At 56.3% G+C, this 12,778-nt stretch carries 12 protein-coding genes, 6 tRNA genes, 3 rRNA genes and 1 other annotated feature; all 21 genes read right to left on the bottom strand.

The window, feature by feature from the left end; all coding sequences use genetic code 11:
• Positions 1-180 precede the first annotated feature (180 nt).
• Positions 181-552 carry a 50S ribosomal protein L7/L12 gene (gene rplL / locus VG99_RS14415; RefSeq protein WP_044501090.1) on the bottom strand — a complete coding sequence of 124 codons (372 nt, stop codon included), beginning with the start codon at positions 550-552 and terminating at the stop codon, positions 181-183.
• Positions 553-634: 82 nt separating this feature from the next.
• Positions 635-1,135 carry a 50S ribosomal protein L10 gene (gene rplJ / locus VG99_RS14410; RefSeq protein WP_044501088.1) on the bottom strand — a complete coding sequence of 167 codons (501 nt, stop codon included), beginning with the start codon at positions 1,133-1,135 and terminating at the stop codon, positions 635-637.
• 204 nt (positions 1,136-1,339) lie between these two features.
• The gene (gene rplA / locus VG99_RS14405; RefSeq protein WP_044501086.1) at positions 1,340-2,035 is read right to left on the bottom strand and encodes a 50S ribosomal protein L1; all 696 of its coding nucleotides are present in this window, start codon (positions 2,033-2,035) and stop codon (positions 1,340-1,342) included.
• Positions 2,036-2,467 carry a 50S ribosomal protein L11 gene (rplK, locus tag VG99_RS14400; RefSeq protein WP_044501084.1) on the bottom strand — a complete coding sequence of 144 codons (432 nt, stop codon included), beginning with the start codon at positions 2,465-2,467 and terminating at the stop codon, positions 2,036-2,038.
• A gap of 116 nt (positions 2,468-2,583) precedes the next feature.
• Entirely contained in the window at positions 2,584-3,117 is a 534-nt protein-coding gene (gene nusG / locus VG99_RS14395; protein WP_036993755.1) for a transcription termination/antitermination protein NusG, read from the bottom strand.
• A gap of 9 nt (positions 3,118-3,126) precedes the next feature.
• Positions 3,127-3,495 carry a preprotein translocase subunit SecE gene (secE, locus tag VG99_RS14390; protein ID WP_044501678.1) on the bottom strand — a complete coding sequence of 123 codons (369 nt, stop codon included), beginning with the start codon at positions 3,493-3,495 and terminating at the stop codon, positions 3,127-3,129.
• Positions 3,496-3,532: 37 nt separating this feature from the next.
• Positions 3,533-3,608: transfer RNA gene (locus VG99_RS14385), tRNA-Trp, on the bottom strand.
• Positions 3,609-3,665: 57 nt separating this feature from the next.
• Positions 3,666-3,797, bottom strand: coding sequence for an EF-Tu C-terminal domain-related protein (locus tag VG99_RS16390; RefSeq protein ID WP_076939768.1), 132 nt, complete (start codon positions 3,795-3,797; stop codon positions 3,666-3,668).
• Positions 3,798-3,799: 2 nt separating this feature from the next.
• A complete protein-coding gene (tuf, locus tag VG99_RS14380) occupies positions 3,800-5,023 on the bottom strand; it encodes an elongation factor Tu (protein ID WP_044501677.1) in 1,224 nt (407 codons plus the stop codon).
• A complete protein-coding gene (locus VG99_RS14375; protein WP_076939767.1) occupies positions 4,960-5,139 on the bottom strand; it encodes a GTP-binding protein in 180 nt (59 codons plus the stop codon). Before VG99_RS14375 ends, tuf begins: the two co-directional genes overlap by 64 nt.
• A gap of 84 nt (positions 5,140-5,223) precedes the next feature.
• A tRNA-Thr gene (locus VG99_RS14370) sits at positions 5,224-5,299 on the bottom strand.
• Between the two features lie 22 nt (positions 5,300-5,321).
• Positions 5,322-5,395, bottom strand: a tRNA-Gly gene (locus VG99_RS14365).
• 30 nt (positions 5,396-5,425) lie between these two features.
• Positions 5,426-5,510, bottom strand: a tRNA-Tyr gene (locus VG99_RS14360).
• A gap of 112 nt (positions 5,511-5,622) precedes the next feature.
• Positions 5,623-6,309, bottom strand: a complete 687-nt coding sequence (locus tag VG99_RS14355; protein ID WP_052508819.1) for an SPOR domain-containing protein — start codon at positions 6,307-6,309, stop codon at positions 5,623-5,625.
• Complete coding sequence (locus VG99_RS14350; protein WP_044501079.1) at positions 6,306-7,058, bottom strand: type III pantothenate kinase; 753 nt, start codon at positions 7,056-7,058, stop codon at positions 6,306-6,308. Before VG99_RS14350 ends, VG99_RS14355 begins: the two co-directional genes overlap by 4 nt.
• Positions 7,048-8,022: a bifunctional biotin--[acetyl-CoA-carboxylase] ligase/biotin operon repressor BirA gene (birA, locus tag VG99_RS14345; RefSeq protein ID WP_044501674.1), complete on the bottom strand. Its 975-nt coding sequence runs from the start codon at positions 8,020-8,022 to the stop codon at positions 7,048-7,050. Before birA ends, VG99_RS14350 begins: the two co-directional genes overlap by 11 nt.
• A 245-nt stretch (positions 8,023-8,267) precedes the next feature.
• Positions 8,268-8,383 (bottom strand): 5S ribosomal RNA (rrf, locus tag VG99_RS14340).
• Positions 8,384-8,400: 17 nt separating this feature from the next.
• A 5S ribosomal RNA gene (rrf, locus tag VG99_RS14335) occupies positions 8,401-8,516 on the bottom strand.
• A gap of 147 nt (positions 8,517-8,663) precedes the next feature.
• Positions 8,664-11,553, bottom strand: a 23S ribosomal RNA gene (locus VG99_RS14330).
• Positions 11,554-11,826: 273 nt separating this feature from the next.
• Positions 11,827-11,902 (bottom strand) — tRNA-Ala (locus tag VG99_RS14325).
• Positions 11,903-11,926: 24 nt separating this feature from the next.
• A tRNA-Ile gene (locus VG99_RS14320) sits at positions 11,927-12,003 on the bottom strand.
• A 177-nt stretch (positions 12,004-12,180) separates the two neighbouring features.
• Positions 12,181-12,534, bottom strand: a sequence feature (16S ribosomal RNA rRNA prediction is too short).
• Positions 12,535-12,778 lie beyond the last annotated feature (244 nt).

Below are 12,778 nucleotides of genomic sequence, written 5' to 3'. Positions count from 1 at the left end.
TGATTGGCTCCCCCTGACGGGACAGCCTGAAAATGCTTGCAAGACCTTGTCTTGCTCACTCTCTCGGAGTGGATCCGATCGGCCCGAGATCAGGCCGGAACGGAAAAAGGCCGGTGGCACACAGGCCACCAGCCATCAATCTGACCTGCGATCAGATTGTCGACGCAAGGTCGCGCAAGCTTACTTGAGCTCGACCGCTGCACCAGCCTCTTCCAGCGACTTCTTCGCGGCTTCGGCTTCGTCCTTGGAAACGCCTTCCTTGATGGTAGCCGGAGCGCCATCAACCATAGCCTTGGCTTCTTTCAGGCCCAGACCGGTCAGTTCACGTACTGCCTTGATCACGTTAACTTTCTTCTCGCCAGCGGCGGTCAGAATAACGTTGAACTCGGTCTGCTCTTCAACGGCAGCAGCGCCGCCGGCAGCCGGGCCAGCAGCAACAGCTGCAGCAGCGGATACGCCGAACTTCTCTTCCATTGCGCTGATCAGTTCAACGACCTGCATAACGGACATTTCGGATACTGCGTTGATGATATCTTCGTTGGTCAGAGCCATGACTCTATATTCCTGTATTGGGGGACGGCGTTCTGCGCCGTCAAAACATTAAAAGCAAACGAGTAAAGCGTCAGTCGACCAATCAGGCCGCCTCGGCTTCCTTCTGATCGCGGACAGCAGCCAAGGTACGAACGAACTTGCTGGTAGCGCCTTGAATCACGCTCATCAGCTGGCTGATCGCCTCGTCGTATGTTGGCAGTGTGGCCAGAATGTCGATCTGGTCAGCTGAAAGGTAGTTGCCTTCAAACGCAGCTGCCTTGATCTGGAACTTGTCCTGACCCTTTGCGAACTCCTTGAACAGACGGGCAGCGGCGCCCGGATGCTCGGTGGAGAATGCAATCAGAGTCGGACCGACAAAGACTTCGTTGAGGCAGTCATACTCGGTGCCTTCAACCGCACGGCGCAGCAGGGTGTTACGTACGACACGTACGTAAACGCCAGCTTCGCGTGCATCTTTGCGCAGACCAGTCATGGCAGATACGCTTACACCGCGGGCATCAGCCACAACGGCAGACAGCGCACCTTTGGCAGCTTCGTTGACTTCAGCGACGATGGCCTTTTTGTCTTCGAGCTTAATTGCCACGGGTTCTACTCCTGGATTTACCATTGATCGCCCTGGGGCGATATGTTTTGGTGTCTGATCCAGCCTGCACTGAATCGTGAGCACCATCTGCGTAGGCCCGGGGATCACTCCCCGATTTGAGGCTCGCGCCACCTACGGTCTTGGATAGCCCCCAACCGGCAGGGACCCCAATAAGTAGCGCGCTGCGGGCAGCGCGCCATTGAATCAGATATTCAGAGAAGCGTGGTCAACCTGAACGCCCGGACCCATGGTGGTGCTCAGGGATACGCGCTGCAGGTAGATACCCTTGGAGGTAGACGGCTTGGCCTTTTTCAGGTCAGCCAGCAGGGCCTCGACGTTCTCTTTCAGCTTGACCGGCTCGAAGCCGACCTTGCCGACGGAGCAATGAATGATGCCGTTCTTGTCGGTGCGGTAGCGAACCTGACCAGCCTTGGCATTCTTCACGGCAGTACCCACGTCAGCGGATACAGTGCCAACCTTCGGGTTCGGCATCAGGCCGCGCGGGCCCAGCAGCTGACCCAGCTGACCCACAACGCGCATGGCATCCGGAGAAGCGATGACAACGTCATAGTCCAGGTTGCCGGCTTTCATATCGGCAGCCAGGTCGTCCATACCAACCTTGTCAGCGCCGGCAGCCAGTGCGGCTTCAGCGTTGGCACCCTGGGTGAACACAGCAACGCGAACGGTCTTGCCAGTGCCGTGGGGCAGCAGGGTAGCGCCACGCACGACCTGGTCGGATTTGCGCGGGTCAACGCCGAGGTTGACGGCAACGTCAACGGACTCAACAAACTTGACGCTGGATACTTCAGCCAGCAGGGCTGCGGCTTCTTCGAAGCTGTAAACCTTGGTGCTATCAACTTTCTCGTTGATTGCCTTTTGACGCTTGGTGAGCTTAGCCATTTACACACCCTCCACGGTCAGGCCCATGCTACGGGCGGAACCCGCGATGGTGCGCACAGCAGCTTCCAGATCAGCAGCAGTCAGATCAGCTTCCTTGGTCTTGGCGATCTCTTCGATCTGGGCACGGGTAACAGTGCCAACCTTCTGGCTGTTGGGACGAGCGGAACCGCCCTTCACACCAGCAGCTTTCATCAGCAGAACGGCAGCAGGTGTACTTTTGGTTTCAAAAGTGAAGCTGCGGTCGCTGTATACAGTGATGATCACGGGAGTCGGCAGACCTGGCTCAACGCCCTGGGTCTTGGCGTTGAACGCCTTGCAGAATTCCATGATGTTCACGCCGTGCTGACCCAGGGCCGGACCTACCGGTGGACTCGGGTTAGCCTGACCGGCCTTGACTTGCAGCTTGATATAAGCCTGAATCTTCTTTGCCATCTGTTTTCTCCAATGGGTAATAGCGCCTTGCGGCTCCCCGACTTAACGTAGTGCCCACTGACAACAAAACCCCGCACTGCCTTCAGGCACTGCAGGGTTCAGGCGGGCGATGGAACTCAGCCTTTTTCGACCTGGCTGAATTCGAGCTCCACTGGCGTGGGGCGACCAAAGATGAGAACAGCCACCTGAACACGGCTTTTCTCATAATTAACTTCTTCAACAACACCATTGAAGTCGGCAAAGGGCCCGTCGGTAACCCGAACAACCTCACCCGGCTCAAACAGTGTCTTCGGCTTGGGCTTATCGCTGCCGTCGGCAACGCGGCGCAGGATGGCTTCAGCTTCGCGATCGGTGATGGGTGCCGGCTTGTCCGCCGTACCACCGATGAAGCCGAGTACGCGGGAGGTATCCTTGACCAGGTGCCAGGTGCCTTCGTTCATTTCCATCTGAACGAGCACGTAGCCCGGGAAGAATTTGCGCTCACTCTTGCGCTTCTGACCGTTGCGCATTTCCACCACTTCTTCGGTGGGCACAAGGATCTCACCAAACTGATCTTCCATTCCGGCCAGCTTGACCCGCTCCTGGAGCGAGCGCATCACGTGCTTCTCGAATCCGGAGTAGGCATGTATGACGTACCAACGCTTAGACACGGAGCACCTTTAGCCAATGAACTTAGAAATAATCCAACCCAGCAGGGTATCGAGCCCCCAGAGGATCAGGGCCATGACCAGCACAACGGCTACGACGATCAGCGTTGTCTGAGTGGTTTCCGTACGAGTTGGCCAGACGACCTTGCGGATCTCGATGCGTGCTTCTTTGAGCAGCGCCCAGAAGGCCTTGCCTTTTTCGGTCTGCAGGGCAACAAAGCCCGCCACCAGGCCGAGCGCAACCAGCGCTACGGCACGATACAAAACAGATTCGGCTGCGAAATAATGATTACCGTAAACGCCGACAAAAACGAGTATAGCCACGACGATCCACTTGAATACATCTAAGCGGCTATCGTGAGTTTCTGCCTTGGTGCTCATCAATCGTAAAATCCTGTTTTGTCTTTGCCAGATAATCTGGCAGGCCAGGAGGGAATCGAACCCCCAACCTGCGGTTTTGGAGACCGCCGCTCTGCCAATTGAGCTACTGGCCTGTAATCGCAGTTGAGCCGGCAATGATACCGGCTCAACAGTTCAAGATCAATTACTAATTAAGCGATGATCTTGGCAACCACGCCGGCGCCAACGGTACGACCACCTTCGCGAATAGCGAAGCGCAGGCCGTCTTCCATGGCGATCGGAGCGATCAGGGTAACAACCAGTTTTACGTTGTCGCCCGGCATAATTAAGCGATGATCTTGGCAACCACGCCGGCGCCAACGGTACGACCACCTTCGCGAATAGCGAAGCGCAGGCCGTCTTCCATGGCGATCGGAGCGATCAGGGTAACAACCAGTTTTACGTTGTCGCCCGGCATAACCATTTCCACGCCTTCCGGCAGTTCGCAGGAACCGGTCACGTCAGTAGTACGGAAGTAGAACTGCGGACGGTAGCCCTTGAAGAACGGAGTGTGACGGCCGCCTTCGTCCTTGCCCAGCACGTACACTTCAGCTTCGAACTGGGTGTGCGGCTTGATGGTGCCCGGCTTGGCCAGAACCTGACCACGCTCAACGTCTTCACGCTTGGTACCGCGCAGCAGTACACCGACGTTCTCACCGGCACGACCTTCGTCGAGCAGCTTGCGGAACATCTCGACACCAGTACAGGTAGTCTTGACGGTGTCCTTGATACCAACGATTTCCACTTCTTCCTGGACCTTGACGATACCGCGCTCAACACGACCAGTCACAACAGTACCGCGACCGGAAATGGAGAACACGTCCTCGATCGGCATCAGGAACGGCTTATCGATGGCACGCTCGGGCTCGGGGATGTACGCATCCAGAGTCTCGACCAGGGTCTTGACCGCAGTGGTACCCATGCCGTTGTCGTCACGACCTTCCAGCGCCATCAGCGCGGAACCGATGATGATCGGGGTGTCGTCGCCCGGGAAGTCGTAGGTGCTCAGCAGATCACGCACTTCCATCTCGACCAGTTCCAGCAGCTCTTCATCGTCAACCATGTCGGCCTTGTTCAGGAACACGACGATGTAAGGAACGCCAACCTGACGGGACAGCAGGATGTGCTCGCGGGTCTGCGGCATCGGGCCGTCAGCAGCGGAGCAGACCAGGATCGCGCCGTCCATCTGGGCAGCACCGGTGATCATGTTCTTGACGTAGTCAGCGTGACCGGGGCAGTCAACGTGCGCGTAGTGACGAGTCGGGGAATCATACTCAACGTGGGACGTGTTGATGGTGATACCACGAGCCTTCTCTTCCGGCGCGTTGTCGATCTGATCGTAGCCCTTGGAGGTGCCAGCGCTGCCGAATACTTCGGCGCAAACGCGGGTCAGAGCAGCGGTCAGAGTGGTCTTGCCATGGTCAACGTGACCGATGGTGCCCACGTTCAGGTGCGGTTTGCTGCGTTGTCGATCTGATCGTAGCCCTTGGAGGTGCCAGCGCTGCCGAATACTTCGGCGCAAACGCGGGTCAGAGCAGCGGTCAGAGTGGTCTTGCCATGGTCAACGTGACCGATGGTGCCCACGTTCAGGTGCGGTTTGCTGCGTTCGAACTTCTCTTTAGCCATCGAGAGATCCCCTCTGCTGAATGCAATGCGCGAGTCACGCGACCATTAAATAAAAGGCAGATATTTGCATATCTGCCTTGATATTGGAGCTCATGAGCGGATTTGAACCGCTGACCTCACCCTTACCAAGGGTGTGCTCTACCAACTGAGCTACATGAGCTTACACCGTCGCATTGCCGGACTGGAGCGGGTAGCGGGAATCGAACCCGCACCATCAGCTTGGAAGGCTGAGGTTCTACCGTTGAACTATACCCGCCAAGAGCACCGTGCCCGGCAATACTAAATCTGGTGGAGGGGGAAGGATTCGAACCTTCGAAGGCTAAGCCGTCAGATTTACAGTCTGATCCCTTTGACCGCTCGGGAACCCCTCCGTAAAAGAGGCGCCATTTTCTTCACTTGGCGCCACTCTGTCAACACTTTTCTTAGAAAAAACCGCAACTTGTGTTGGTTCAGAGCTTCGCTTCCGCGTGCCGGCCCGGTTTTTCACGGAGCCCCGACTGAAGCGGCCGCCATTCTAGGGGATACGCCAGCGATTGGCAACGCCTGACAGAGCTCATATTGGTGCTGCAGACCGGGAAAGTCAGCGCGCAGGCGGGTCAACATCGCCTGATCCACCAACCGCCGGGCCTTGCTGCCGACTTCCACGACATATTGCCGCTCTGTCTTGTTGAGCACATGCAGGCGAACATCAAGCCCCGCCTGCTGCAACTGCTCCTGCCTCACCTGGGCGTGGTCCTCCCGTGAAAACACACCCAGCGACAGACTGCCGGCCATCTCTCCCCGCGTGATCAGGAAACTGTCTATGCCCTGCTCCTGCAGCGCCGACAATTGGATTACCGCATGGCGCTCGCCGCCCACCACGGGCATCACCAGCCAGTAATCAGCACCGACCACCACCTCTCTGGTTTGCAGCCTCGACTCGATATCCAGGACCAGCAGGCGCTGACGCAGTTGCTCGGCCACCCCCTGATCGGTGAACTTGCCCAGGGTAACGCACAAGGCTGCGGCGTCGGGTTGTGTGGGCTCGCGCGAGGATGGAGGAGCAGCCGCCGGCGCGGGCGGCGGCTGGGGCCGAGCGGTATCGGTGACATCGAGCGTCGCATTGCCCTGCAGCTGCCATAGCCCATAGAGGATATTGAGCAACACCAACGACAGGAACAGGTATTTCACGGGCCGAACTCCATCGGACAGGCCAGGGCCAGACCGCGGAATACCAGATCGCCTACCACCTCGCAGCTCTCCGGTAGCACCGCGCTCATGCTGGCGGCATCGCCACCGGTGAGGATCACTGCCGGGTCGTCGCCCAGCAGCTGCCTGGCGATGCGCAACTGCTCCCGCACAAAGCCCGAGAGCATCAGCTCGCAACCGAACTCTACCGCCTCGGCCGTGGTGGTTCCCGGCTGCGGGGCGCGCAGGTCGCCCTGGACAGTTCCTTCATAGCGGATCAGGCGAGTATGACTGAGGAGGCTGCCCCGCAGCAGCTTGCTGCCTGGCGCAATGAAGCCACCTAGATGCCGCCCCTGAGCATCGACGAAGTCGGTGGTGACCGCCGTACCCAGATCGATCACCACGCAGGCGCGCTGACATAACTGGTATCCGGCCACCAGGGCCAGCCAGCGGTCCATACCCAGACGGGTGGCATCAGCATAACCATTCTGCACACCCGCGAGGTGGAGACCCGGACGGGCGAGCATAGGGTGCCGCTTGAGCCAACTGGTCAGCTGATCCACGATGACCTGGGTCTCGTCTGCCGACCGCACACTGACCAGCCGGCAACCGTGGATCTCACGCTCCTGGCCACCCAACAGACGCTGAAGCTCGACCAGATCCGGCGCCATATCGCCATCCCTGACCCGCCCTTCCCGGTCCAGCAAGCGCCATTTGATCAGGGTATTGCCGCAATCGAGTTCAAGAATCATGGTTTAGCCTCAAACTGACTTCACCACCGTTGAGTACCACCTGCCCGTGCATCGTATCCAGCCGCAACGCACCCCGGCTATCGACACCGCGCTCGATGCCCTCGGTAACGACTGCGCCCGAACGCACCACAACCGGCTTCCCATACCAGGCATCATGCTGCTGCCAGGCCTGTGCAAAAGGCGCAAACCCTTCTTCACGGAAAATGGCTATGGCTGCGAACAGCCGCTGAATGAACACGGCGATGAGGCTGTTACGATTCAGAATACCGTCCTGACGGGATAACAACAGGGAAGTCCAGGCCTGGTCGATCGCTGCGGCAGCATCATTCATCAACACATTGATACCTACACCGATGATCGCCACACAGTCGGATGTCAGATCTCCGCCCAGCTCGATCAGGATCCCGGCCAGCTTGCGATCATCCAGCAGCACATCGTTGGGCCACTTCAGACCACAGCCACGATAGCCGCTGCTCTCCAACGTCTGCACCAGGACCAGACCAACCAGCAGGCTCAGCCCTTCCAGCCGCTGCGCGCCCCCGGAGAACGGCAGGGCCAACGAAAGATAGACATTCTGGGCATAGGGGCTGACCCACTCGCGCCCACGGCGCCCCTTGCCCGCCAGCTGCTGCTCGGCCAGACATATCTGCGGTATGAGTTCCCGCATTGAAAGCTGCTTGAGCAACAAGGCGTTGGTGGAATCGACGGTATCCAGCAGCTGCCATTGGATCTGGCCTGCCAGCTCAGCGGGAAGCGCCGCAGTGATCTCCTCCAGGTCCAGCAGGGCAGCCCCACGGGGGATGCGATACCCTTTGCCACGCACACGCTGGATAGGGAACCCCTGGTCTTCCAGGCGCTTCAGCGACTTCCATACCGCCGCCCGGCTGACGCCCAGCGCCTTACCCAGCTCTTCACCAGAGTGGAACTGCCCATCGGACATCATCTTGAATAACGCAGCTAACATGAAATGTCGATCTTCGGAAATGAACTGCGCATGATAACGCGCCGCACCGGCTTTATGAATGAGAATGTAACGACGCCAGTGCAGTTGTGCGACAGGTTGCGCATGCACGCTGGGCAGATAGGTACGGGAGGTCTTTTGTGGGCAGACCGGAGTGCTGGGCCAGGAGCAATGCCGCAGCCCGAGGTTTTTCCCGCGCAAAGAGAAACGCCCCGACCTGTTTCCAGATCGGGGCGTTTCGATATAGCGCTTGACGATGACCTACTCTCACATGGGGAAACCCCACACTACCATCGGCGATGCATCGTTTCACTGCTGAGTTCGGAATGGGATCAGGTGGTTCCAATGCTCTATGGTCGTCAAGCAATTCGTTGCTATAGCGCTTGACGATGACCTACTCTCACATGGGGAAACCCCACACTACCATCGGCGATGCATCGTTTCACTGCTGAGTTCGGAATGGGATCAGGTGGTTCCAATGCTCTATGGTCGTCAAGCAATTCGTTGCTATGCGGCTGTTAGTCCACACGGCGTAAAGGGTGGGAAAAGTGATAGTGGTCGGACAAGGGGTAACTGTAATCCCATGCAGTTCCAGACTGTCGTTCAATGCGTCAAGCCATAGGCCCAAATTGTTTGGGTGTTATATGGTCAAGCCACACGGGCAATTAGTACTGGTTAGCTCAACGCCTCACAGCGCTTACACACCCAGCCTATCAACGTCGTAGTCTTCGACGGCCCTTCAGGGGGATCAAGTCCCCGGTGAGATCTCATCTTGAGGCAAGTTTCCCGCTTAGATGCTTTCAGCGGTTATCTTTTCCGAACGTAGCTACCCGGCAATGCCACTGGCGTGACAACCGGAACACCAGAGGTTCGTCCACTCCGGTCCTCTCGTACTAGGAGCAGCCCCTCTCAAATCTCAAACGTCCACGGCAGATAGGGACCGAACTGTCTCACGACGTTCTAAACCCAGCTCGCGTACCACTTTAAATGGCGAACAGCCATACCCTTGGGACCGGCTTCAGCCCCAGGATGTGATGAGCCGACATCGAGGTGCCAAACACCGCCGTCGATATGAACTCTTGGGCGGTATCAGCCTGTTATCCCCGGAGTACCTTTTATCCGTTGAGCGATGGCCCTTCCATACAGAACCACCGGATCACTAAGACCTACTTTCGTACCTGCTCGACGTGTTGGTCTCGCAGTCAAGCGCGCTTTTGCCTTTATACTCTACGCACGATTTCCGACCGTGCTGAGCGCACCTTCGTACTCCTCCGTTACTCTTTAGGAGGAGACCGCCCCAGTCAAACTACCCACCATACACTGTCCTCGATCCGGATAACGGACCAGAGTTAGAACCTCAAAGTTGCCAGGGTGGTATTTCAAGGTTGGCTCCACGCGAACTGGCGTCCACGCTTCACAGCCTCCCACCTATCCTACACAAGCAAATTCAAAGTCCAGTGCAAAGCTATAGTAAAGGTTCACGGGGTCTTTCCGTCTAGCCGCGGATACACTGCATCTTCACAGCGATTTCAATTTCACTGAGTCTCGGGTGGAGACAGCGCCGCCATCATTACGCCATTCGTGCAGGTCGGAACTTACCCGACAAGGAATTTCGCTACCTTAGGACCGTTATAGTTACGGCCGCCGTTTACCGGGGCTTCGATCAAGAGCTTCGCCGAAGCTAACCCCATCAATTAACCTTCCGGCACCGGGCAGGCGTCACACCCTATACGTCCACTTTCGTGTTTGCAGAGTGCTATGTTTTTAATAAACAGTTGCAGCGGCCTGGTATCTTCGACCGGCATGAGCTTACGGAGCAAGTCCTTCACCCTCACCGGCGCACCTTCTCCCGAAGTTACGGTGCCATTTTGCCTAGTTCCTTCACCCGAGTTCTCTCAAGCGCCTTGGTATTCTCTACCTGACCACCTGTGTCGGTTTGGGGTACGATTTCTAGTTACCTGAAGCTTAGAGGCTTTTCCTGGAAGCATGGCATCAACCACTTCATGTTCTAAAAGAACACTCGTCATCAGTTCTCGGCCTTGATTTCCCGGATTTACCTAAGAAATCAGCCTACCACCTTAAACACGGACAACCAACGCCGTGCTGGCCTAGCCTTCTCCGTCCCCCCATCGCAGTAACCAGAAGTACGGGAATATTAACCCGTTTCCCATCGACTACACCTTTCGGTCTCGCCTTAGGGGTCGACTCACCCTGCGTCGATTAACGTTGCGCAGGAACCCTTGGTCTTCCGGCGTGGGAGTTTTTCACTCCCATTGTCGTTACTCATGTCAGCATTCGCACTTCTGATACCTCCAGCCAACTTCTCAATTGACCTTCACAGGCTTACAGAACGCTCCTCTACCGCACATCTTACGATGCACCCGTAGCTTCGGTGTATGGTTTGAGCCCCGTTACATCTTCCGCGCAGGCCGACTCGACTAGTGAGCTATTACGCTTTCTTTAAAGGATGGCTGCTTCTAAGCCAACCTCCTAGCTGTCTAAGCCTTCCCACATCGTTTCCCACTTAACCATAACTTTGGGACCTTAGCTGACGGTCTGGGTTGTTTCCCTTTTCACGACGGACGTTAGCACCCGCCGTGTGTCTCCCGTGCTCGCACTCACTGGTATTCGGAGTTTGCATGGGGTTGGTAAGTCGGGATGACCCCCTAGCCCAAACAGTGCTCTACCCCCAGTGGTGATACACGAGGCGCTACCTAAATAGCTTTCGAGGAGAACCAGCTATCTCCGAGCTTGATTAGCCTTTCACTCCTATCCACAAGTCATCCGCTAACTTTTCAACGGTAGTCGGTTCGGTCCTCCAGTGCCTGTTACGGCACCTTCAACCTGCCCATGGATAGATCGCCCGGTTTCGGGTCTATACCCAGCGACTAAACGCCCTATTAAGACTCGGTTTCCCTACGCCTCCCCTAGACGGTTAAGCTCGCCACTGAATATAAGTCGCTGACCCATTATACAAAAGGTACGCAGTCACCGAACAAGTCGGCTCCCACTGCTTGTACGCATACGGTTTCAGGATCTATTTCACTCCCCTCACAGGGGTTCTTTTCGCCTTTCCCTCACGGTACTGGTTCACTATCGGTCAGTCAGGAGTATTTAGCCTTGGAGGATGGTCCCCCCATGTTCAGTCAACGTTTCACGTGCGCCGACCTACTCGATTTCACGGCAAAGAGTCTTTCGTGTACGGGGCTATCACCCACTATGGCCGCCATTTCCACAGCGTTCCACTAAACTCAATGCCGCTTAAGGGCTGCTCCCCGTTCGCTCGCCACTACTTGGGGAATCTCGGTTGATTTCTTTTCCTCCGGGTACTTAGATGTTTCAGTTCCCCGGGTTCGCCTCACACACCTATGTATTCAGTGTGTGATACCCAGCTTATGCTGGGTGGGTTTCCCCATTCAGAGATCTCCGGATCAAAGGTCGTTTGCCACCTCCCCGAAGCTTTTCGCAGGCTACCACGTCTTTCATCGCCTCTGACTGCCAAGGCATCCACCGTATGCGCTTATTCACTTGACCATATAACCCCAAACAATCTGCTTACGCTGATTGCTGGCAGCCATAGGTCTTGACATGATTTCACGACAATCCGGAACTTGCACTTGAGATTACAAGTTACCTTAGCCATAACGTGTGCAGTGAAACACCCGTTATGTCTTGTCTTACTTCTATCACTTTTCCACATTGTTAAAGAGCGACTGATCAAAGATCAGACATCAATCATCCCGCCTGGCGGAATCATTCATGTATGAACTCTTATCGAGTACTGGCGATGGTGCCCCTGGGCCGTCCTGGTGGAGCCAAGCGGGATCGAACCGCTGACCTCCTGCGTGCAAGGCAGGCGCTCTCCCAGCTGAGCTATGGCCCCGTTCAGACCTGACACCTCGACAATTGGTGGGTCTGGGCAGATTCGAACTGCCGACCTCACCCTTATCAGGGGTGCGCTCTAACCAACTGAGCTACAGACCCAATTATCTCGGTCTGTTACTTTGCTGCCCGGTCGCCTCGACCTCACCCTGCCCTTTATAACATCAGGGGGTGCGATCCAACCAACTGAGCTACAGACCCAATCGCCTTTCTTTCGGAATCAAGTAATTCGTGTGAGTGCTTGAAGAATGTCGAGATCTATCGATTAAGGAGGTGATCCAGCCGCAGGTTCCCCTACGGCTACCTTGTTACGACTTCACCCCAGTCATGAATCACACCGTGGTAACCGTCCTCCCGAAGGTTAGACTAGCTACTTCTGGTGCAACCCACTCCCATGGTGTGACGGGCGGTGTGTACAAGGCCCGGGAACGTATTCACCGTGGCATTCTGATCCACGATTACTAGCGATTCCGACTTCATGGAGTCGAGTTGCAGACTCCAATCCGGACTACGAGAGACTTTATGGGATTAGCTCCACCTCGCGGCTTGGCAACCCTTTGTATCCCCCATTGTGTTAGGCCTGCCGCCAGCGTTCAATCTGAGCCATGATCAAACTCTTCAGTTAAATACTGATCGGGTTTTGAGAAAACCCTAAACTTGGCTCAGCCGTACAAATAAACTCGATGAATTCACAGAGTAACTTGCTTTGGCTGATAATCTTGCGATCATCGCGCACCCAGCAAGCACCCACACGAATTACTTGATTCCAATTTGTTAAAGAGCGATTCGGTCCGCGTTTCCGCTTAACCAAGGCCGCGCATTATACGCCAACCTTCTGATCCGTCAAGCTTTTTTGTGAGGCTTTTCAGCGCTGCAC

The organism is Pseudomonas saudimassiliensis (assembly GCF_000939975.1).
Lineage (GTDB): Bacteria > Pseudomonadota > Gammaproteobacteria > Pseudomonadales > Pseudomonadaceae > Halopseudomonas > Halopseudomonas saudimassiliensis.
The sequence above is the reverse complement of the archived record's forward strand: the minus strand, read 5'-3'. Positions and strand labels throughout refer to the sequence as shown.